The 18,910-nt window shown below is 72.5% G+C and carries 25 protein-coding genes; 12 read left to right on the top strand and 13 right to left on the bottom strand.

All coding sequences use genetic code 11. From position 1 onward, the window contains the following. The first annotated feature begins 25 nt into the window (after nt 1–25). Nucleotides 26–394 carry a GIY-YIG nuclease family protein gene (locus NUH29_RS13320; RefSeq protein ID WP_258799705.1) on the top strand — a complete coding sequence of 123 codons (369 nt, stop codon included), beginning with the start codon at nt 26–28 and terminating at the stop codon, nt 392–394. Between the two features lie 117 nt (nt 395–511). On the opposite strand, the gene NUH29_RS13325 is transcribed toward NUH29_RS13320, so the two are convergent. Continuing rightward, nucleotides 512–1,078, bottom strand: a complete 567-nt coding sequence (locus tag NUH29_RS13325; RefSeq protein WP_258799706.1) for a dihydrofolate reductase family protein — start codon at nt 1,076–1,078, stop codon at nt 512–514. Continuing rightward, the gene (locus NUH29_RS13330; protein WP_258799708.1) at nt 1,078–1,497 is read right to left on the bottom strand and encodes a DUF1761 domain-containing protein; all 420 of its coding nucleotides are present in this window, start codon (nt 1,495–1,497) and stop codon (nt 1,078–1,080) included. The genes NUH29_RS13325 and NUH29_RS13330 overlap by 1 nt, the downstream gene beginning before the upstream one ends. A gap of 118 nt (nt 1,498–1,615) precedes the next feature. Between NUH29_RS13330 and NUH29_RS13335 the strand changes: the two genes are divergently transcribed. Together NUH29_RS13335 and NUH29_RS13340 are read left to right on the top strand one after the other, a co-directional pair. After that, nucleotides 1,616–2,386, top strand: coding sequence for an AzlC family ABC transporter permease (locus NUH29_RS13335; RefSeq protein WP_258799709.1), 771 nt, complete (start codon nt 1,616–1,618; stop codon nt 2,384–2,386). Continuing rightward, nucleotides 2,379–2,708, top strand: coding sequence for an AzlD domain-containing protein (locus NUH29_RS13340; RefSeq protein WP_258799710.1), 330 nt, complete (start codon nt 2,379–2,381; stop codon nt 2,706–2,708). The genes NUH29_RS13335 and NUH29_RS13340 overlap by 8 nt, the downstream gene beginning before the upstream one ends. Here the strand turns inward: NUH29_RS13340 and NUH29_RS13345 are convergent. The 3 genes from NUH29_RS13345 to NUH29_RS13355 all read right to left on the bottom strand — a co-directional run bounded on the left by NUH29_RS13345 (nt 2,705) and on the right by NUH29_RS13355 (nt 5,774). Next, nucleotides 2,705–3,361: an NADPH-dependent F420 reductase gene (locus NUH29_RS13345; RefSeq protein ID WP_258799711.1), complete on the bottom strand. Its 657-nt coding sequence runs from the start codon at nt 3,359–3,361 to the stop codon at nt 2,705–2,707. The genes NUH29_RS13340 and NUH29_RS13345 overlap by 4 nt on opposite strands. A 43-nt stretch (nt 3,362–3,404) precedes the next feature. After that, a complete protein-coding gene (locus NUH29_RS13350; protein ID WP_258799712.1) occupies nt 3,405–4,412 on the bottom strand; it encodes an NYN domain-containing protein in 1,008 nt (335 codons plus the stop codon). 240 nt (nt 4,413–4,652) lie between these two features. Next, nucleotides 4,653–5,774, bottom strand: a complete 1,122-nt coding sequence (locus tag NUH29_RS13355) for a calcium:cation antiporter (RefSeq protein ID WP_258799713.1) — start codon at nt 5,772–5,774, stop codon at nt 4,653–4,655. 80 nt (nt 5,775–5,854) lie between these two features. Between NUH29_RS13355 and NUH29_RS13360 the strand changes: the two genes are divergently transcribed. Beyond that, nucleotides 5,855–6,193, top strand: a complete 339-nt coding sequence (locus NUH29_RS13360; RefSeq protein WP_258799714.1) for a hypothetical protein — start codon at nt 5,855–5,857, stop codon at nt 6,191–6,193. 6 nt (nt 6,194–6,199) lie between these two features. Here NUH29_RS13360 and NUH29_RS13365 read toward each other — a convergent pair whose 3' ends face one another. From NUH29_RS13365 to NUH29_RS13375, 3 genes are read right to left on the bottom strand one after another with little or no spacing between them, the layout of a single operon-like run. Beyond that, complete coding sequence (locus NUH29_RS13365; RefSeq protein ID WP_258799715.1) at nt 6,200–7,036, bottom strand: alpha/beta fold hydrolase; 837 nt, start codon at nt 7,034–7,036, stop codon at nt 6,200–6,202. Continuing rightward, a complete protein-coding gene (locus NUH29_RS13370) occupies nt 7,033–7,506 on the bottom strand; it encodes an SRPBCC family protein (RefSeq protein WP_258799716.1) in 474 nt (157 codons plus the stop codon). Before NUH29_RS13370 ends, NUH29_RS13365 begins: the two co-directional genes overlap by 4 nt. Further along, complete coding sequence (locus NUH29_RS13375) at nt 7,503–7,850, bottom strand: ArsR/SmtB family transcription factor (RefSeq protein WP_258799717.1); 348 nt, start codon at nt 7,848–7,850, stop codon at nt 7,503–7,505. Before NUH29_RS13375 ends, NUH29_RS13370 begins: the two co-directional genes overlap by 4 nt. Before the next feature lie 90 nt (nt 7,851–7,940). Between NUH29_RS13375 and NUH29_RS13380 the strand changes: the two genes are divergently transcribed. Next, complete coding sequence (locus NUH29_RS13380) at nt 7,941–8,123, top strand: hypothetical protein (RefSeq protein WP_258799718.1); 183 nt, start codon at nt 7,941–7,943, stop codon at nt 8,121–8,123. Between the two features lie 7 nt (nt 8,124–8,130). Here the strand turns inward: NUH29_RS13380 and NUH29_RS13385 are convergent, their stop codons facing one another. Together NUH29_RS13385 and NUH29_RS13390 are read right to left on the bottom strand one after the other, a co-directional pair. After that, a complete protein-coding gene (locus NUH29_RS13385) occupies nt 8,131–8,616 on the bottom strand; it encodes an FBP domain-containing protein (protein ID WP_258799720.1) in 486 nt (161 codons plus the stop codon). A 36-nt stretch (nt 8,617–8,652) separates the two neighbouring features. Next, nucleotides 8,653–9,276 (bottom strand): TetR/AcrR family transcriptional regulator, encoded by a 624-nt coding sequence (locus tag NUH29_RS13390; RefSeq protein WP_258799721.1) that lies wholly within the window; start codon nt 9,274–9,276, stop codon nt 8,653–8,655. An 84-nt stretch (nt 9,277–9,360) separates the two neighbouring features. Here NUH29_RS13390 and NUH29_RS13395 point away from each other — a divergent pair, with 84 nt between their 5' ends. The 4 genes from NUH29_RS13395 to NUH29_RS13410 all read left to right on the top strand — a co-directional run bounded on the left by NUH29_RS13395 (nt 9,361) and on the right by NUH29_RS13410 (nt 13,177). After that, nucleotides 9,361–9,741 (top strand): VOC family protein, encoded by a 381-nt coding sequence (locus NUH29_RS13395; protein ID WP_258799722.1) that lies wholly within the window; start codon nt 9,361–9,363, stop codon nt 9,739–9,741. A 44-nt stretch (nt 9,742–9,785) separates the two neighbouring features. Then, nucleotides 9,786–11,045: an MFS transporter gene (locus NUH29_RS13400; protein ID WP_258799723.1), complete on the top strand. Its 1,260-nt coding sequence runs from the start codon at nt 9,786–9,788 to the stop codon at nt 11,043–11,045. After that, nucleotides 11,042–12,538 (top strand): DUF7059 domain-containing protein, encoded by a 1,497-nt coding sequence (locus tag NUH29_RS13405; protein WP_258799724.1) that lies wholly within the window; start codon nt 11,042–11,044, stop codon nt 12,536–12,538. The genes NUH29_RS13400 and NUH29_RS13405 overlap by 4 nt, the downstream gene beginning before the upstream one ends. A 66-nt stretch (nt 12,539–12,604) precedes the next feature. Next, nucleotides 12,605–13,177 carry a hypothetical protein gene (locus NUH29_RS13410; protein WP_258799725.1) on the top strand — a complete coding sequence of 191 codons (573 nt, stop codon included), beginning with the start codon at nt 12,605–12,607 and terminating at the stop codon, nt 13,175–13,177. Here the strand turns inward: NUH29_RS13410 and NUH29_RS13415 are convergent. After that, nucleotides 13,063–14,469: an acyltransferase family protein gene (locus tag NUH29_RS13415; protein ID WP_258799726.1), complete on the bottom strand. Its 1,407-nt coding sequence runs from the start codon at nt 14,467–14,469 to the stop codon at nt 13,063–13,065. The two genes, NUH29_RS13410 and NUH29_RS13415, sit on opposite strands and share 115 nt — an antisense overlap. 69 nt (nt 14,470–14,538) lie before the next feature. Further along, nucleotides 14,539–14,760: a hypothetical protein gene (locus NUH29_RS13420; protein ID WP_258799727.1), complete on the bottom strand. Its 222-nt coding sequence runs from the start codon at nt 14,758–14,760 to the stop codon at nt 14,539–14,541. A 337-nt stretch (nt 14,761–15,097) separates the two neighbouring features. Between NUH29_RS13420 and NUH29_RS13425 the strand changes: the two genes are divergently transcribed. Both NUH29_RS13425 and NUH29_RS13430 read left to right on the top strand, forming a co-directional pair. Further along, complete coding sequence (locus NUH29_RS13425) at nt 15,098–15,814, top strand: M23 family metallopeptidase (RefSeq protein ID WP_258799728.1); 717 nt, start codon at nt 15,098–15,100, stop codon at nt 15,812–15,814. Nucleotides 15,815–15,842: 28 nt separating this feature from the next. After that, nucleotides 15,843–16,337: a GNAT family N-acetyltransferase gene (locus NUH29_RS13430; protein ID WP_258799729.1), complete on the top strand. Its 495-nt coding sequence runs from the start codon at nt 15,843–15,845 to the stop codon at nt 16,335–16,337. 5 nt (nt 16,338–16,342) lie between these two features. On the opposite strand, the gene NUH29_RS13435 is transcribed toward NUH29_RS13430, so the two are convergent. Further along, the gene (locus NUH29_RS13435) at nt 16,343–17,707 is read right to left on the bottom strand and encodes a zinc-dependent metalloprotease (RefSeq protein ID WP_258799730.1); all 1,365 of its coding nucleotides are present in this window, start codon (nt 17,705–17,707) and stop codon (nt 16,343–16,345) included. A gap of 96 nt (nt 17,708–17,803) precedes the next feature. Here NUH29_RS13435 and NUH29_RS13440 point away from each other — a divergent pair, with 96 nt between their 5' ends. Continuing rightward, complete coding sequence (locus NUH29_RS13440; protein WP_258799732.1) at nt 17,804–18,895, top strand: YlbL family protein; 1,092 nt, start codon at nt 17,804–17,806, stop codon at nt 18,893–18,895. Nucleotides 18,896–18,910: the final 15 nt, after the last annotated feature.

Consider the following 18,910-nt stretch of genomic DNA (forward strand, 5'->3'; position numbering starts at 1 on the left):
TCGCCGCATCCGTCACCATGCGCTCATGACGATCGGCATGTACATCCTGCGCTGCGGCGACGGGAGCTACTACGTCGGCAGCTCGCGCAACGTCGAGGCCCGCGCCGCGCAGCACGCGACGGGGAAGGGTTCGAGCTACACCTCGAGCCGGATGCCGGTCGAGCTGGTCTTCGTGCACGAGTGCGAGTCGGTCGCCGAGGCGTACGGCATCGAGAAGCGCGTGCAGGGATGGTCGCGTGCCAAGCGTGAGGCGCTGATCCGGGGTGACTTCGACCTGCTGCCGTCGCTCAGCAGGAGCGCGTATCGGCGGGGGACGGTGGGCGACGCTGATTACGACACGCCGGCTGCGCGGGCTACTCAATCAGCTGAGGGGCGCGCAGACCCCGCTGGTTGAGTAGCGGCGACGCCGCGTGTCGAAACCCCGTTGGTTGAGTAGCGCCCGCAGGGCGCGTGTCGAAACCAGCCCCCACACGACGCTGATTTCGACACGCCCGCTGCGCGGGCTACTCAATCAGCTGGGGTGCCGCACCGCATAGCGCAGGTAGAGCGAGCCGCCCGCGAAGCGGTGCTCGTCGAGCAGCTCCAGGTCGAGCCGGATGCCGTGGTCGAGGTACGGGGTGCCGCCGCCGAGCAGCGTCGGTGTCACGACGAGGTGCAGCTCGTCGAGCACGCCCGCGCGCGCCGCCTCGGAGGCGAGCGCCCCGCCGCCGATGGCGATCGGCGCATCCGATTCGGCTTTCCAACGGCGCACCTCGTCGGCGTCGAACCGCGAGCGCAGCCGGGCGCGGCGCATCGGCACCTCGGTCAGCGTCGTCGAGTAGATGACCTTGTCGACCGTCTGCCAGTACCGCCCCCACTCGCGGGACGGCCCTTCGAGCGCGTCGGGGTCGGTCTCGTCCCAGAACATCATCACGTCGTGGTTCCTGCGCCCGTAGAGGTGCAGGTGCACGGGTGCGAACAGCTCGTTGATGAAGGCGTGCACCTCGTCGTCGGGGGTGCTCCAGTCGAAACGCCCGTCGGCGTCCTCCCGGTAGTCGTCGAGCGAGACGGTCGAGAAGTAGATGAGCGGCGCGGGCATCAGGCCGGCCAGACCCCGATGATGACGCCCATGATCACGATCGTCACCAGTTCGTGCGCGCAGTTCAGCACGGTGAGGCCCGCGGTGCGGCGGTCGAACTGGTCGTGGGTGATGAAGCGGGCCGCCGTGAAGCCCGCCCAGAGGATCACGCCCGTGAGCATCGCGTTCCAGAAGAAGCTGCCGCCGTAGAAGGTGAACGAGATGTACGCCGCGCCGGCCAGCACCCAGGCGGTGATGAAGCTCACGATGACGGTCACGATGATCGGCCGCACGGCCGACCCCATCTGGCCGCGCTCGATGCCGGCCTGCTTCATCCAGTAGTTGCCGAACACCTTCGGTGTGTACCAGACGGCGCCGACCACCATGCTCGACAGGGTCGCGAGCAGCACGGCGATGTAGTTGATCTCCGGAACGGTCATGGCGTCTCCTTCGACGGATCGTTGCGCCGATCGTAGCGCCCGACCACCGTCAGGGGACCGGGCCAGCGGACGCGAATCGGATCGCGCGCGCGTCGGGCGTGCGTGGCACAGTGGGGCGGTGAGCACGGCCCCTCCCACCGACCGCGAGCGCACGCGCTCCGCGGTGCTGCAGGGCATCCGCGACGCCGTGATGATCGTGCTCGGCTACATCCCCTTCGGCCTGGCGGCGGGTGCGGCGATGGCGCAGACGGATGTCGGCCCGGCCGTGTCGATCGCGTCGAGTCCGATCGTGTTCGCGGGGGCCGCCCAGCTCGTGGCGATCCAGCTGCTCGACTCGGGCGCGGGCATCGCGCTCGTCGTCGCGACCGTGCTCATCGTGAACGCGCGCCACCTGCTCTACAGCGCATCCCTCGAACCGCACCTCGCCGGCTGGACGCGCGGTCAGCGGATGGCGGGGGCGTTCCTGCTCGCCGATCCCGTCTACGCGCTCGCGATCACGCGCTTCGAGCGTGCGGAGGGCGCCGGTTCCCGCGCCGAGCAGCTCGGCTACTACTTCGCCGCGGGACTCACCTGCCTCGTCGGCTGGACGGGTCTCACCACCCTCGGGGTGTTCCTCGGCGGCTTCATCCCGGGATGGGTGCCGCTCGAGCTCGCCATCCCGCTCACCTTCCTGCTGCTCGTGCTGCCGCTCATCAAAGACAGCGCCGGGCTGGTCGCGGCCGCCGTCGGCGGGCTCGCGGCGTTCCTCGCCCACGGGCTGCCGTTCGGCATGGGGCTGCTGGTGGGTGCGCTCGTCGGGCTCATCGCCGGGGGAGTGGTGCTCGCCCGCACCGCACCCCGCGATCCGGATGCCGCCCCCGACGCACGCGCGGAGGTGGGCCATGGGTGACCTGCTGGCGATCGTGCTCTCGGGCGTCGTCACCTACGTGACGCGCGTGATCTTCCTCATCTCGAAGCGGCTGCGCCCGCCCCAGCGCACCTTGCGCTACCTGCCGCTCGTCGGCCCGGCCGTGCTCGGCGCGATCGCCGTGCCCGGCATCCTCGCCCCACGGGAGGTGTTCTCCCTCCCCGAGACCATCCCCGCGGTGGTCGCCGCGCTCGTCACGTTCGCCCTGTTCCGCTGGACGAAGCAGATCGTGGTGGGCCTCGTCGGTGGCCTGCTGGTGTGGTGGGGGCTGCTCTGGGCGGTCGCCGCCCTCGGGTGGGCCTAGGCCGCGTCGGCCTCGCGCACCCGGAAGCCCTTCGCCAGGTTGGCGCGCAGCTCGTCGGCGTTCTGCCGCACCACGTAGGCGGGGCGATCGCGCTCGAGGCGCCACGACTCGTCGAGCCCGCCCGCCGACACGGTGTCGAACCCGAGCTCGTCGTAGAGCCGCGTGACGAAGGCGATCGCGGCGTCGGAGTCGGATGCGGTGCCGAGCGCCCGCCGATCCGGCGTGCCCGCGGGGGTGCCGGTGGTGGTGATGTCGGCGGCCGTGATGTGGTTGAAGGCCTTCACCACCTGCGACTCGGGCAGGTGCGTCTGCAGCAGGCCGCTGACCGTCGCCTCGCCGCGGTCGAGCTCGGCGATGTGGCCGTCGCGCTCCCAGTAGTAGTTGTTCGTGTCGAGCACGATCTTGCCCACGAGCGGGGCGACGGGGATCGTCGCGAGCGCGCGCAGCGGCACCGTGACGACGGCGACCTCGGCGGCATCCGCGGCCTCCGCCGCCGTCGCGGCGCGCGCCCGCGGGCCGAGCTCGGCGACGAGCTCGACGAGCGTCTCGGGCCCGCGCGAGTTCGCGATCACCACCTCGTGGCCGTGGGCGATCACCGCCCGGGCGAGCTGCGATCCGATGTGGCCTGCGCCGATGATGCCGAAAGTCGTCATGGTCGCTGCAACCGGGCGCGCGCGGGGCGCATTCCCCGTGCTGCTATTCGCCGCTCTTGACGGCGTGCGAGCGCAGGCGGATGCGGCGCTGCTGCCCGTCGACCTGCACCTCGGCGAGGTTGCCGCGCGACTTCACGAAGTCGGTGAAGCTCGAGAACCCGAGCGACTTCTCGTTGAAGGACGGGTTCAGCCGCTTGATCTGCGACTTGACGCCCGAGGCGTTGAGCCACTCGGCGTCTTCGTTCTTGGTGTGCGCGAACTCGAGCGCACGCACCAGGAGGCGCGTCGCCTCGCGGTCGCTCACGGTGCCGTCGGCGCCGTCGGTGGGGGAGATGAACGGGTCGGTCGCGAGCGGCGCGATCGTGGGCGCGGCCGTCTTCTTCGCCGCCGGCGCCTTCTTGGGCGCGCTCGCGGTCGCCGGTGCCGGCTCGGCCGCGGGAGCGGCATCCGGTTCGGGGGCGCTCGCCTGCTTGCGCCCGCTCGGGCGCGTCGGCGCCGCCTCGACGCCCGGCAGCTCGTCGTAGTTCTCGAACTCGTCGCATGCCGAGATGAGCGCCTTGCTCGTGCCGCCCGCGACCCCGATGCCGACGACCACGCGGCCGAGGCGCTTGCAGCGCTGGGCGAGGGCGATGTAGTCGGAGTCGCCGGCGACGATCACGACGTGCGTGATGTCGGGCAGGCGGAAGAGGTCCTCCAGCACGTCGACCGACAGCCGGATGTCGGCGCCGTTCTTGGTGCCGGATGCCGGGAACAGCTGGGTGAGGTCGATCGCCCGGTCGACGAGCTGGCCCTTGTAGGCGGCGTTCGCCGGCACCGACCAGTCGGCGTAGGCGCGCGTGACGGCGACCGTGCCGAACGAGGAGGCGTAGTCGAGGATCGCGCTCACGTCGACCCGCGCCGCCTGCAGCTTGCCCTGCACGGCCGACCGCGCATCCCGGGCGTTGTCCTTGCGCCAGCCGCCGTCGCCGTTCAGCTGGTCGTAGCGCGAGATGACGATGTTGTCGAAGTCGATGTAGACCGCGACGCGGTCGGTGTCCGTCAGTTCCGGCATCCGGGCCTCCCTGGGCTCGCCTCGACCCTACCCGTGCGGGGGCCGCGGCCGTCGGCGCCCCGCACGAGGCACCGCGCGCATCCGCCGGCTGCCCGACTCAAGGAACCCAGCAACCCGAATCAAGGAGTCGGCGTGACGGATGGGGCGGATGCGGCGGGTGAGGCGGATTCCGAGGCGCGCATCCTTGATTCGGGTTGCTCGACTCCTTGATTCGGGAGAGATCCTCCCCGGAGCCGCGCCCTACGGCGTCGTCGCGAGGAAGAGGAACGCCGCGAACAGCACGAGGTGCACCGCGCCCTGCAGGCGGGTGGCGCGCCCGGGTACGACGGTCAGGATGGTGACGCCCACGGTCAGCAGGAACTCGATGATCTGCACCGGGCCGAGCCCGAGGGTGAGGGGCGTCGGGAGCCAGATGGAGGCGATCGCGAGTGCCGGGATGGTGAGGCCGATCGAGGCCATAGCCGAGCCGATGCCGAGGTTGAGCGAGGTCTGCAGCCGGTTGCGCGCGGCGGCCTTGGCGGCGGCGACCCCCTCCGGCAGCAGTACCACCAGGGCGACCACGACACCGACGAACGACTGCGGCACGCCGGCGGCGTCCACGACGTCCTCGATGCCCGGCGACACGGCCTTGGCGAGACCGACGACGGCGACGAGCGCGACGAGCAGCAGGCCGAGGCTCACGAAGGTCGCCCGGTTCGACGGCGGTTCGGAGTGGTGGTCGTCGTCGATGACGCGCCCGTCCTTCGCGACGGGGAGGAAGAAGTCGCGGTGGCGTCCGGTCTGCAGCAGCACGAACGCCCCGTAGAGCACGATCGACGCGATCGCCACGAAGGCGAGCTGGCTGGGCGAGAAGCGCGCGCCGGGCTCCGAGACGGTGAACGTCGGCAGCACGAGCGTGAGCGTGGTCAGCGTGATCACCACGGCGAGCGCGCCGCCCGCACCCTCGGGGTTGAACCGCGGGGTCTCGTGCCGGATCGAACCGATCAGGATCGACAGACCCAGGATGCCGTTGAGCGTGATCATCACCGCGGCGAACGCGGTGTCGCGGGCGAGGGTCGAGGTGTCGACGGATTCCTTGCCGAGCATGAGAGTGATGATGAGCCCGACCTCGATGACGGTCACCGCCACCGCGAGCACGAGCGAGCCGTACGGTTCGCCCACCCGGTGCGCGACGATCTCGGCGTGGTGCACCGCGGCGAGCACCGTGCCCACGAGCACCGCCCCGACGAGCAGGTAGAGGGCGCCGGGCAGGTCGCGGTCCCAGGTGAGCACGAGCGCCACGACGCCGATCGCCGGGAGCACCCACACCCACTGGTCGAGCGCGCGGCGCGCGCCTCGCCTGGTGGATGCCGCGCCGTTCATACGTCCCATTGTCCCAGGTGTCCGCCCCGGTCGCACGACGCACCTCGACAGCCCGCCCGCGCGCGCGTAGCGTCGGCGGCATGGCGGATGCGCAGATCAGCAGGGACAAGCTCACCGAGAAGCTCGCGGCGGGGGTTCCCGACCGCAGCGTCAAGCTCGCCTACGGCGAGAAGCAGACGGTCGGCGGCGTCGAGCTCGTGCCGGTGGCGCTCGTCGCCTACGGCTTCGGCGCGGGCGACTCCGACGAGTACGGCAGCGGGGGAGGCGGCGGCGGGTCGGCGATCCCGGTGGGCGCCTACATCGCGGGCGACGACGGGCTGCACTTCCGGCCGAACACGATCGCCCTTCTGGCCGTCTCCATCCCGGTCATCACGGCTCTCGGCTGGGCGATCTCGAAGATCGTCAAGGCCGCGGGCTGACCCGGCTCACCCCAGCAGGAAGCTCCGCACCTCGGGCGACAGGGCCGACGGCGCCACCTGGTGCGTCTGCTTCTCGAGCTCGCGGTGCAGGGCGCCGGGGATCGCCTCCGCGATCCGGCGCTGCGCCTCGCGCATCGTGCCCGGCGACTTCGTGCCGGCCATGACGAGCGCGGGCACCCGGATGCCGGCCAGCAGCCCGGTCGGCACCTCGAAGTCGCCGCCCATCACGCGGATGTCGTTGGGCAGCGTCGGGGCGACCGCGCGCAGGTGCTTCCACGGGCCGCGCATCAGCCGGAACATGATCGGCAGGAAGCCCGGGCCTCCCACCATGTCGACCATGAAGTAGTCGACCGCCTTGCCGTTCTTCCCGTCCGCGAGCAGCGTCTCGACGGTGCCGAGGTAGTCGTGCGGGCGGCCGTCCGTGCCGGGGCGCAGCCCCACGAACGGCGCCTCGTAGCCGATGATGCGCCGCACCGGAATCCCGGCCGCAGCCGCCCGGTAGACGAGCCCGGCGCCCGACGACTGGCCGAGCAGGTCCACCTCGCTCGCCCCGGTCGCGGCCTTCGCCGCGTCGACGACCGCCGCGAGATCCTCGATCTCGCGCTCCACGGCGTAGGGGGCGGTGTCGCCGCTCTCGCCGCGTCCGCGGCGGTCGTAGCTCACGACCGTGAACGCGTCCGCGAGCTCGTCCGTCACCGGCCGGGCCGGCCCGAACGAGCGGTCGCACAGCGCCCCGTCGACCAGCACGAGCACCGGTCCGGTGCCGCGGTGCTCCCACGCGATGGGGGTGCCGTCGGCGGAGGTCGCGATCCCGGTGACCGCCTCGGCGGCCGGCGCGCTCATGCGGCACCCGCCGCGAGGAGCGCGTCGATCTTCTCGAACGACTCGCCCCATCCGGATGCGGTGGCGGCGCGCGCCTCGGGGGCGAAGGGGCCCTGGTGCAGGGTCACGCGCGTCTTCTCGCCGTGGTCGTGGAACCAGATCCGCAGCGTCACCCCGCCCTCGGGGCCGAACTGCTCGCCGTCGATGCGCCCCTCGAGGTACTCGGGTTCGATCACCGAGGTGAGCGTGGCGCGCAGCGGGAACCGGTCACCGCTCGCGGCGTCGACCATGTCGAGGTGCCAGCGCCCGTCCGTGCGCGGGTCGATCACGACCGACTCGGGGTCGACCGTGACGCTCGCAGGTCCGAACCACTGCGCCAGCAGTGCGGGCTCCATGAAGAACCGCCAGACGAGCGGCCGCGGAGCGTCGAACGCCCGCGAGATGTGCACGTCGGTGTCGGTGGTCGCCGGCACCTCGGGGATGGTGGTCACGTCTCGTCCTCCTGATCGCGATACGCGGCGAGCGCCGCGTCGAGCTTGTCGAATCCTTCGTTCCAGAACCGCTTGTAGCGACGCATCCAGGCGTCCGCCTCCGCGAGCGGCTGCGCTTCGAGATGGCTGAGCCGCGTGGTGGCGACCTGCGTGCGCGAGACGAGCCCCGCGCCTTCGAGCACCTTGAGGTGCTTGGAGACGGCGGGCTGGCTCATCGCGAAGGGTCGCGCCAGCTCGGCGACGCTCGCCTCGCCCTCGGCCAGCCGGGCGAGGATGGCGCGGCGGGTCGGGTCGGCGAGCGCGGCGAACACGGCGTCCAGCCGGTCGTCCTCGACGGTGTGCATTCGGAACCTAACGGTTATGTAACTGAGCAGTTATAGAGTGCACCCGCGTCGCCGCGAAGTCAAGCCGTCGCCGCGCGATAAGGTTGCGGCATGAAGGTCGTCGTCTTCCTGGTCTCGTTCGTGATCTTCCTCGCGTCGTTCGCCGCGTTCGGCTACGCCTTCGAGGTCGGCGACCAGAACGCGCTCGCCGGCGCGGCACTGTTCCTCGGCGGCATCCTGGGCGTCTCGGTGTCGTTCATGATCCCGTTCCACCTGCTGCCGGCGCTCGACTGATCGGGCGCTAGGCCAGCACGCGCGACGCGAAGGCGTCGAGCCGCCGCATGAGCCCGGCGCCGCGGTCGGCCACGACCGCATCCGGGTTCGGATCCCACGGGCTGCCGTGCGGCGCGATCCGGATCAGCAGCGAGCAGCCGAGGTCGGCGCAGATGTAGGTGCCCACGCTGTCGCCCGCATGGCCCGCATCCCCGGCGCGCAGCGCGGAGAACAAGCGCACCTGGCCCGCGGGCTGGGCGATCTGGCACAGCGAGCACATCGCCGACCCGCCCGCCAGGCGGCTCTCCGCCGCCCGCAGCACGAGGCCGACCGGGCGCTCGTCGCGCCAGTACACGAGGTAGCCGCGGTTCGCGGTCGAGCCGTCGCGCCAGCCGAGGAACTCGCGGTCGTCCCAGAGCACCTCGTGCAGGCCGGGCAGCGGGATGCGGTCGCGGTCGAGCGATCCCGCGTTCACGAACGAGTCGCGGATCTGCTCGGCGGTCAGCGCATCCATGTCCCGCCAGGCTAACCCGAACCGAGGATGCAGTGCTCAGATCCCGCGGACGGCCATCTCGACGACGCGGCGCCCGGCCATCGTGCGCGTCTGCTCGTCGAGGTCGTGCAGCGGCCCCTCGAGCACGAGCATCGCGAGCCCGTGCACCGCCGACCAGGCGAGCAGCTCGGCACCCGGCCGGCGCTCCTCGGGCAGCGCGCCGAAGCGCACCAGGTCGTCGAGGGTGCCGGCCAGCAGGGCGAACGGGCTCGAGCCGCCCGGTCCGGCCTTCTCGCTCACGAACGCGCGCTCGAGGCCGCCGGGCACACCGAACGCCGCGCGGAACAGCCCGGGCTCGTCGCGCGCGAACCGCAGGTAGCCGATGCCGACCGCCCGCAGCCGCTCCTGCGCCGACTCCACACCCGTCGCCGCGGGCACGGAGTCGAGCTCCGCCTCGATCGCGGCGGCCGCCGCACCCTGGGCGGCGTCGCTCACGGCGTCGACGAGCTCGGCCCGGTCGGCGAAGTGCCGGTACGCGGCGTTGGGGGAGACCCCGGCGCGGCGGGTGGCCTCGCGCAGCACCACGGCGTCCGGTCCGCCCTCGCGCGCCAGCTCGACCCCCGCCTCGATGAGCGAGCGTCGGAGGTCGCCGTGACGATAGGTGGCGCGTGCGGTGCTCATGGCGCTTCCGATGCCTCCTCGGGCTGGCGCATGCTCCGGTGACGTGCGATTGTGGACAGTGTACACATGGGAGAGGGGTGGGCCATGCTCACGACGGTCGATGGTTTCAGCGGTTTCTCGGTCGACGATATCGATGCGGCGCTCGCGTTCTACCGCGACACCCTCGGTATCGACGCGACCACCAACGAGATGGGTGCGATCGATCTGCGCGTCGGCGGCGCGAGCGTGTTCGTGTACCCGAAGCCGGATCACGAGCCCGCGGGCTTCACGGTGCTCAACTTCGTGGTGCCCGACATCGACGCGGCGGTCGACGAGCTGGTGGCCGCGGGCGTCGAGCTCGAGCGCTACGAGGGCATGCCGCAGGACGAGCGCGGCGTGATGCGGGGACGCGCCGCCGGACAGGGTCCCGACATCGCGTGGTTCACCGACCCCGCGGGCAACGTCTTCTCCGTCATCGGAGCGTGAACGGCTCGGCGGACGCGCCCCGTGCCCCGGGGCGCCGCGACCGCATGCCGCGCGCTCTGCGTCCGTTCCGTACGACGCAGTACCGCGTGCTCGCGACGGCGCTCGCCCTCTCGCTGTTCGGGGCGGGCGTCTGGCTCATCGCCGTCGTCTTCCAGATCAAGCGCGACGGCGGGGGCCCGATCGAGGTGTCGTGGGTGGCGAGCGCGAACGCCGTCGGTCTCGTCATCGCCGTGCTGGTCGGCGGAGCCGTCGCCGATCGGGTGCCGCAGAAGCTCGTGCTGCTCACCGTCGAGGCGGTCAAGCTCGTGCTCGTCGCGATCATCGCCGTGCTCGCCCTGGCGGGTGCGCTCGAGGTCTGGCAGCTCGCCGTCGTGAGCTTCGTGATCGGGGTCGCCGACGGGTTCTTCCTGCCCGCGTACTCGGCCCTCCTCCCCGCGATCCTCCCCGCCGACCAACTGCTGGCGGCCAACGGCTTCGAGGGGCTGCTGCGCCCGGCGGTGCACCAGGCTGCGGGCCCGGCCGTCGCCGCCGCCCTCATCGCGGTGTTCTCGCCCGCGGCGGCCTTCGCGGTCATCTCCCTCAGCCAGCTCGCCGCCATCGGATGCCTGCTCGCGCTGCGGCGCACCGCCGTGCGTCGCGAGGTCGAGACCGACCGGCATCCGGTGATCTCCCTCGTGATCGACGTGCGGGACGGGTTCTCGTACATGGTGCGCACGCCGTGGCTGCTGGCCACCCTGCTGTACGCGTGCCTCATCGTGCTCGTGATCATGGGGCCCTTCGAGGTGCTGCTGCCCTTCGCCGTCACGGAGCGCACGGGCGGCGGGGCGGGCAGCTACGCCGTCGTGCTCGCCGCATTCGGCCTCGGGGGCGCGATCGCCTCGGTCGTGGTGGGCTCCCTCCGCCTGCCGCGCCGCTATCTGACGATCATGAACCTCGGCTGGGGCATCGGCAGCCTGCCGCTCGTGGTCATCGCCGTCACGAGCTCCCTCGGCGCGATGGCAGCCGCCGCGTTCGTGGTCGGCGCCTGCTACGCCGGCGCCTCGGTCATCTGGGGCACCCTCCTGCAGCGCCGCGTGCCTCCGCACATGCTCGGTCGGGTCTCGAGTCTCGACTTCTTCGTGTCGCTCGCGCTGCTGCCGATCTCGATGGCCGTCGCCGGCCCGGTCGGCGAGCTCGTCGGCTACACCCCGGTCTTCCTCGTGGCGGCGCTGGTCCCGCCCGTGCTCGCCGTGGTGGCGATCCTCGCCGCACGGATGCCGCGCGACGAGCTCGCGCATCCCCTCGACGTCAGAATGGACGCGTGACGATCCCCGCGCTGCGCGCCGACCTCGAGGCGGCCCGCTACCGTGTCGACCGACTCGACGCCCTCTGGGGCGCCGATGCCGAGGCGGCGCTGCAGCGCGGCAACCGGATCCCCGCCGGGCGTGCCCTGGCGGCATCCGATGATCCGGCGGCGGTGCTGGCGCGGCTGTTCGTGCTCGGCTCCCACGCGGACGAGGGGGAGCTCGCGGCCGCGCTGCCCCACCTCGGCGTCGACGGGGCCGTCGCCCTCGGCCTCGTCGAGCGCGACGGCGGCCGGCTGCGCCCGCTCGTCGACCTGCGTCCGTACGCGTTCGTCGACCCGCACGGCGCGGGGGAGTGGTGGATCGCCTCCGACCTCGGCGAACTCGCCACCGGATCCGCCCTGCGGGTCGACCACGTGCTCGGGATCGGCGGGGCGTCGACGACGCTCGCCGCGCTGCAGTTCCCCGACGAGGTCACGAGCGCGCTCGACCTCGGCACCGGGTGCGGCATCCAGGCGCTGCACGCCCGGCGCTTCGCCCGGCGGGTGGTCGCGACCGACATCTCGGAGCGCGCCCTGCACTACGCACGGCTCAACGCCGAGCTCAACGCCGTCGACGGCATCGAGTTCCGGCTCGGCAGCCTGTACGAGCCGGTCGCCGGGGAGCGCTTCGACCGCATCGTGTCGAATCCGCCGTTCGTGATCACGCCGCGCACCGCGGGCGTGCCCGCCTACGAGTACCGGGACGGCGGGCTCGAGGGCGACGCCCTGGTGGCGTCGGTGGTCGCCGGGGCGGCAGCCCACCTCGAACCGGGCGGCACGGCGCAGCTGCTCGGCAACTGGGAGTACCGGGCGGATGCGGACGGTCTCGCCCGCGCCGCCGGGTGGGCCGAGGCCGTGGGACTCGACGCCTGGATCGTCGAACGCGACCGGCTCGACCCCGCCCGCTACGCCGAGACCTGGATCCGCGACGGCGGCACGCGCTCGGGGACCGCCGAGTTCGAGCGCCTGAGCGGCCTCTGGCTCGATGACTTCGCCCGCCGCGGTGTGACGGAGGTGGGCTTCGGCTACCTCGTGCTGCGCCGTCCGGATGCGGTGCCGCCGTTCCGGCGCACCGAGCGCGTGAGCGCCCCGCTCGACGGCGTCGTGGGCATCGGGGCGCATCTCTCGGCCTGCCTCGCCGCCCGTGACCGGATCGCCTCCCTCGACGACGGCGGGCTGCTCGGCGCGGCCTTCCGGGTCGCGGGGGATGTGACGGAGGAGCGCAGCCACTGGCCGGGAGAGGCCGATCCCTCGGTGATCGTGCTGCGCCAGGGCGGGGGACTCCGCCGCGAGCTGCGTGCCGACCCGGCGCTCGCCGCCGTCGTCGGCGCGTGCGACGGCGAGCTGCCGCTCGGCGTGCTGATCGACGCGGTCGCGGAGCTGCTGGGAGCGGATGCCGCCGCGATGCGTCCCGCGGTGGCCGCCGAGGTGCGCGAACTCGTGGTCGACGGCCTGCTCCAGCCTCTTCCCTAGCCGCCTGCCAGCCGCATCCCAGCGCTCGTCCAGCACCGGTTCGTAGCGTGGGCGACGGAGGCACGCATGGGATTCCTGGACCGGATCTTCGGAGCGGAGGAGCAGTCGCCGCGCGCCGTCTCGTCGACCGTGCCGACCGCCCGCACGGAGGACGAGCGGGCGATCGAGCGCTACCGCTACCTGCTGCGCACGGCACCCCCGGAGACCATCGAGCAGGTGCACGCGGAGGCGTTCGCCCGCCTGACCGACGGGCAGCGCGCGCTCGTCTACGAGGAGCTGAGCCGCGGCGCCGGCACCGGCGAGCGCCCCCTCTCGAGCGAACCGGCGACGCTCGCCCGTGCCGCGACGCGCGCCGAGCTGCGTCGCCCGGGCTCGCTCGAGAGCTCGCTGTCGGGCAGCAGCGCGGGGGTCACCCCGGGCGCCCCCGGCTTCGGCTCGATGCTCGCCAGTTCGCTGCTCGGCACCGTGGCCGGGTACGTCGTCGGTTCGGCGCTCGTGAGCGCGTTCCTGCCCTGGGACGCGGCCTACGACAGCGCGGCGTCCGACACGGATGCGGGGTCCGACCCGGATGCCGGCTTCGGCGCGGCGGATTTCGGCGACGCGGGCTTCGGCGACGCGGGCTTCGACGTCGGCTTCTGACCCACGCCGAGCAGCAGCACGGCCAGTGTGAAGCCGAGCGCGCCGCTGACGGCGAGCACCAGGTCGAGACCGGAGATCGTGATAGCCGCGGTCGGCGCGATCGTGGCGAGACTCGCGAGGCCGAGCACCGCGGCCGCCGCGGGGCGCACGACGGCGCCGGGCCGCTCGAGGCGGCCGAGCGCGAGCGAGAGCAGGAACAGCAACCCGAACACGAGCAGGTAGACGAGCGGTCGACTCGCCCACCAGAAGCCACTGCCGGGGGCGGGCGCCGCGCCCGGGATCACGAGGCCGAGTCCCGCGAGGGCGAGGATCAGCGGCAGGTGCCACAGGTAGATCGTCATGAGCCGCGAGCCGAGCGCGAACACGATGCCGCGCATCGCGCGGGTGCGCATGAGCGCGGTGAGCGGGGTCTTCAGCAGCTGCAGCAGCGCCGCCTGCCCGAGCCCGAGCACGACGAGGGGCACCGTCGGCGGGTTGAGGTTGGTGAGCATGTCGGCGGAGTACGGCCCCCACAGGGTGAGCGGCACGAGGCTCGTCCAGCACGCGACGGCGATCAGCAGCAGCTGCCACCCTCGCCGCCGCGCGAAGGCGCCGTCGGCGTACCAGAATCCGAGCTGCTGCACGAGCGGCCACACGAAGAGCAGGTTGAGGTAGCCCAGCACGCTCATCCCCGCGGGGTCGAGCGGTGCTCCGGGGATCGCGAACTGCGCGACGTCGACGAGCACCACCGCACCCGCGAGCACCGCGACGGTGGCACGCGGTGCGCGCTCGTGGCGGTCGAGCAGGAACGGCGCCGCGAGCTGGCAGATCAGGTAGGCGCACAGGAACCAGAGCGGGCTGCCGACGCCCGTCGCCACCGCGTCCAGCAGTCCGGGGTCGACCCCGATGGCCGTCGCGATGCCGAGCGCGGCGGCGAGGAAGACGAACAGCGGCAGTGCGGGGCGCGCCAGCCGCTGGATCCGGGCGTGCAGGAACGCCCGGTCCGCCTCCGCACGGCCCCGGTCGGCATCCGCCGCGCGGCTGCGATGACCGCGCAGCGACGTCGCCGTGGCGAATCCGCCGACCACGAAGAACAGCGGCATGACCTGGCCGAACCAGGTCGCGATCCAGAACCACGGCTGCTGCTCGAGCGGACGGCTGATCGCGAGGCCGCCGTCGGCGTCCGGTCCGACGCCCACGAACAGCAGGTGCACGACCACGACCAGCAGCACGCAGAACACGCGCGCGAGGTCGAGGGTCAGGTCGCGGCGGTCGAGGTCGATGCCGCGCCGATCGGGCTGCGCCGTCGTCACCCGCACACTGTAACGGCGGGCCCGCTCACCGGGTGCGCGCCACCCCCGCGGCGCTGCCGCCCGGCCGGGTCAGCGACGCGCCAGGATGCGCACCGCCGTGTCGAGGTCGTACGACTGACCGACCTCGACGGAGGTGTTGAAGATGTCGCCGCGCAGGGTCACGAAGACCAGCCCGGTCTCGAGCACGTATCCCAGCACGCGATTCCCGTCGCGCACCCGGTGCACGTCGTCGAGTACCCGCTCGACGTCCAGCTCGGTGATGGTCGCCTGCGATTCGACCGTCAGATGCATGTCCACGTCCCTTCTCGACCACGCCCTCGTTCGGGGGACACGTCCATTGAACGACTGCACGACCGTGCGAGGCAAGGGAGCAGCCGGGGAGTTGCCCGAGTGTTCCCGGGGTGTTCGCTGTCGGGAGCGCTCCCACTCGACCGGGAGCGCTCCCACATGATCCGGAGGCGGATGCCAGGCTTCTGCCAGGTAGATGGGTCACGGTAGATGAGGCCCTCGAGCGGCCCCGGCGTGACCACCTCCGCCGGGTCGATCGCCCGAGATCGGCCAGACCCGAAGATCCGACGGCGCGCCGCAGCGCTCTCCCGCCCCGCGGGACAGAACCCGAGAGACCGACGTGCCCCATCCGCTCCACCCCGCCACGCGCGCATCCGACCTCCGCGCCGCCCACCACCTGCCCCTCGGAATCTTTCGCGGCATCAGCCGCCGCCGCCTCGCCGTCGGCACGGTCGCGCTCAGCATGGCCCTCATCGTCGTGCACGACCTGCCCGCCTCGGCCACCGCGATCGAGCCGGCCGAGCCGACGGTCGTGGGCCAGCAGCTCACCCTGAGCGCCGCCAATCTCGCCCAGTCCGAGGCGGCGCTGCCGCTGCCGACCGAGCGCGACGACATCGCCCTCAGCTACTACACGCCCATCCAGTGGCCGGTCGCCCCGACCTCGCCGATCACGAGCCTCTTCGGATACCGGTCGGCACCGTGCGCGGGCTGCTCGACCCAGCACTCGGGGATCGACTTCACCCCCGGGTACGGCACGGCCATCCACGCGATCGCCGACGGCGTCGTGGTGTCGCGGCCGATGGAGGGCTGGGGCTCCTACGTCGTCATCCAGCACGAGATCGACGGCCAGATCGTCTACAGCGGCTACGCGCACATGATCTCGGGCAGCAACGTGCCCGTCGGGACGGTCGTGCACCGCGGCGATGTGATCGGCCGCGTCGGCAGCACCGGCGAGAGCACCGGGGCCCACCTGCACTTCAGCATCATCGTGGGCGACACCTTCGTCGACCCGCTCAGCTGGATGCGCACGAAGGTCACGGAGGCGTGGGTGGGGTGAGCACCGCGCGGGCGCTAGCGTGACAGGCGTGTCCGAGATCCTGATCCGCCCGTACGCTCCCGACGACCTCGCCCCCCTGGTCGCCATCAACGACGCCGCGTACCCCGCGGTGCCGATCACGCCGGCGGATGAGTTCGCGGCGCTCGTGGCGCACAGCGCGCTGGTGCTCGTCGCCGAGCGCGACGGCGCGGCGGTCGGATTCCTGCTGGCGATGACGCCCGGGCTCGACTACGCGAGCGAGAACTACCGCTGGTTCAGCGCGCGCGGCGACGACTTCCTCTACGTCGACCGCATCGTGCTCGGCTCCGACGCGCGCGGGCTCGGAGCGGGGCGCCGGCTGTACCAGCGCGTCTTCGAGGAGGCGCGTGCCCGCGGGGCGGCCGAGGTCACCTGCGAGGTCAACGTGCAGCCGCCGAACCCCGAGTCGCTCGCCTTCCACGCGCGCCTCGGATTCCACGAGCTCGCGCAGCAGCCCACCAAGGGCGGCGAGGTCGTCGTGGCGCTGCTGGCCCGGCCGCTCTAGCCGGGTCAGTCCTCGCGAGGCCGATCGCCGGTCGAGTCGTCGAGCAGGTCCTGGAGGGCGCGGTCGACGTCGTCCTCCTCCGGCTCGTCGCCCGTGAGCCGCGCGATGAGCAGCGTCGGGTCGTCGATGTCGAGGTCGGTCGGCAGGATGTCGGGGTGCGCCCAGAGCGCGTCGCGTCCGGCGGCTCCCGCGGCATCCGTGACGGCCTGCCACATCGCGGCGGCCTCGCGGAGGCGCCGCGGGCGCAGCTCGAGGCCGACGAGGCTCGCGAAGGCCGACTCCGCCGGCCCGCCCGCGGCCCGGCGGCGGCGCACCGTCTCGGCGATGGCCTCCGACTTCGGGAGCCGTCCGCTCGCCTCGGCCGTCACCACGTCGACCCAGCCCTCGATGAGCGCGAGGGTCGTCTCGAGGCGGCGCAGCGCCGCGAGCTGCTCGTCGGTCTTCGGCGGGATGAGCTTGCCGCTCGTCATCGCCTCGCGCAGCGCCTCCGGGTTCTGCGGGTCGAAGTCGGCCGCCAGCTCCTCGAGGGGGCCGGTGTCGATGCGGATGCCGCGCGCGTAGTCGGTGATCTGGCTGAAGAGGTGCAGCCGCAGCCACTTCGCGTGCCGGAACAGCCGGGCGTGGGCGAGCTCGCGCACGGCCAAGTAGAGGCGAACCTCGTCGACCGGGATCTCGAGGCCGCGCGCGAAGTCGTCGACGTTCTGCGGAACGAGCGCCGCCTGGCGCTGCTCGCCGTCGAGCAGGGGGATGCCGACGTCGCCGCCCGACACCACCTCCTGGGCGAGCTGGCCGACCACCTGGCCGAGCTGCATCGCGAACAGCGTGCCGCCCACGTTGCGCATGAGGCGCCCCGCGTCGCCGAGCATGCCCGTGAGCTCCTCGGGGGCCTGCTCCTCGAGCACGTCCGTGAGGGCGGTCGCGATCGAGTTCGCGACCGGTTCCGCGAGCTGGGTCCAGACCGGCATCGTCGCCTCGGCCCAGCCTGCGCGGGTGAGCAGGGTCGGCTCGGTCGTGAGGCTCGCGATGTCGGTTGCCTCGTCGAGCCACAGCGCCGCCACGTGCAGAGCCTGCTCGAGCGCCGACACCTCGGCCGGGGTCGAGGTCACCGCCGACCGCGCCGCGAGCGCCGTCGCCTGCTCCTTCGCGAGCGACCAGTTGATGCCGTCTCCGGAGTTCTGCAGTGCCTGCTGCAGCTGCCCGATGAGACGCTGCACGAGCTCCGGGTCGGCGGGGAGCCCCGCGGCGCTCGCGAGCTGCGCGGGATCGAGGTCGGTGTCGCCGGCCAGGAAGTCGCGCAGCATGTCGCGGAACTCCTCTCCGGGATCCTTGTCCGACCCGTCGGAGAAGGGATCGCGGGGCTCGTCTGCCATGCCGCCCACGCTAGTCGCCCCTCCCAGGGCGCCACCGGGAAATTGTCCTAGGCTGACGGCGTCTCGGCTGCGCCCGCAGCGAACACGGAGGAACTGGTGACGACAGGCGCGGACCGCGGACCCGATTCTCGGCGTCAGCTGGTCGGTCAGGGCCTCCTGATCGTCGCCATCCTGGCGGCGCTGCTGCTCGCCATCTCGCCGGCGCCGTACGTGGTCGAGCGGCCCGGGCCGGTGTACGACACGCTCGGCACCACCGAGGTCGACGGCGAGGAGGTCCCCGTGCTCCAGGTGGACGGCGCCGAGAGCTACCCGACCGACGGTCGACTCGACCTGCTCACCGTGTACCTCGACGGGTCGCACGAGAACCCGCTCGACTGGTTCGACGTGGTCGGCGCCTGGCTCGACCCCCGCCGCGCGATCGTGCCGATCGACGCGGTCTACCCGGCCGGGCAGACCCAGGACGAGGCCGATCAGGAGAGCGCGCTCGACATGCGCACCTCGCAGCAGTCGGCCACCGCGGCGGCGCTCGGCGAGCTCGGCGTCGCGTACGAGTCGACGGTCGTGGTCGCCGCGGTCTCGGCGGGCGACCCCGCCGACGGGATGCTCGAGATCGGCGACGAGATCCTCACGGTGGACGGCGAGGCGGTCGCGAGCGACTCCGAGCTGCGGGCGGCGATCGCGGATGCGGGGGTCGGAGCCACCGTCTCGTTCGGCATCCGGCGAGACGGCGCGGAGCAGACCGTCGCCGTCACCACGGTCGCGCGGTCCGCGACCGACGACTCCCCCATGGTGGGGATCGTGCCGGGCGAGGACTACGCCTTCCCGTTCGACGTCACCATCAACCTGCAGGACGTCGGCGGTCCGAGCGCCGGCATGATGTTCGCGCTCGGCATCTACGACACGCTCACCCCCGGCGCCCTGACGGGCGGCGCGCACATCGCAGGCACCGGCACGATCGACGCCGCGGGCGACGTCGGGGCGATCGGCGGCATCCGCCAGAAGATGTACGGCGCGCGCGACGCGGGTGCCGACTGGTTCCTCGCGCCGCGCGACAACTGCGGTGAGGTCGTCGGGCACATCCCGGACGGACTGCAGGTGTTCGCGGTCGACGATCTCGACCAGGCGATCGACGTGGTCACGGCGATCGGCGCGGGCGCCTCGACCGCCGACCTCGCCCGCTGCGGCTGAGTCTTCGCCCAGAGC

Source organism: Protaetiibacter mangrovi (genome assembly GCF_024752305.1).
GTDB classification, from domain to species: Bacteria; Actinomycetota; Actinomycetes; order Actinomycetales; family Microbacteriaceae; genus Homoserinibacter; species Homoserinibacter mangrovi.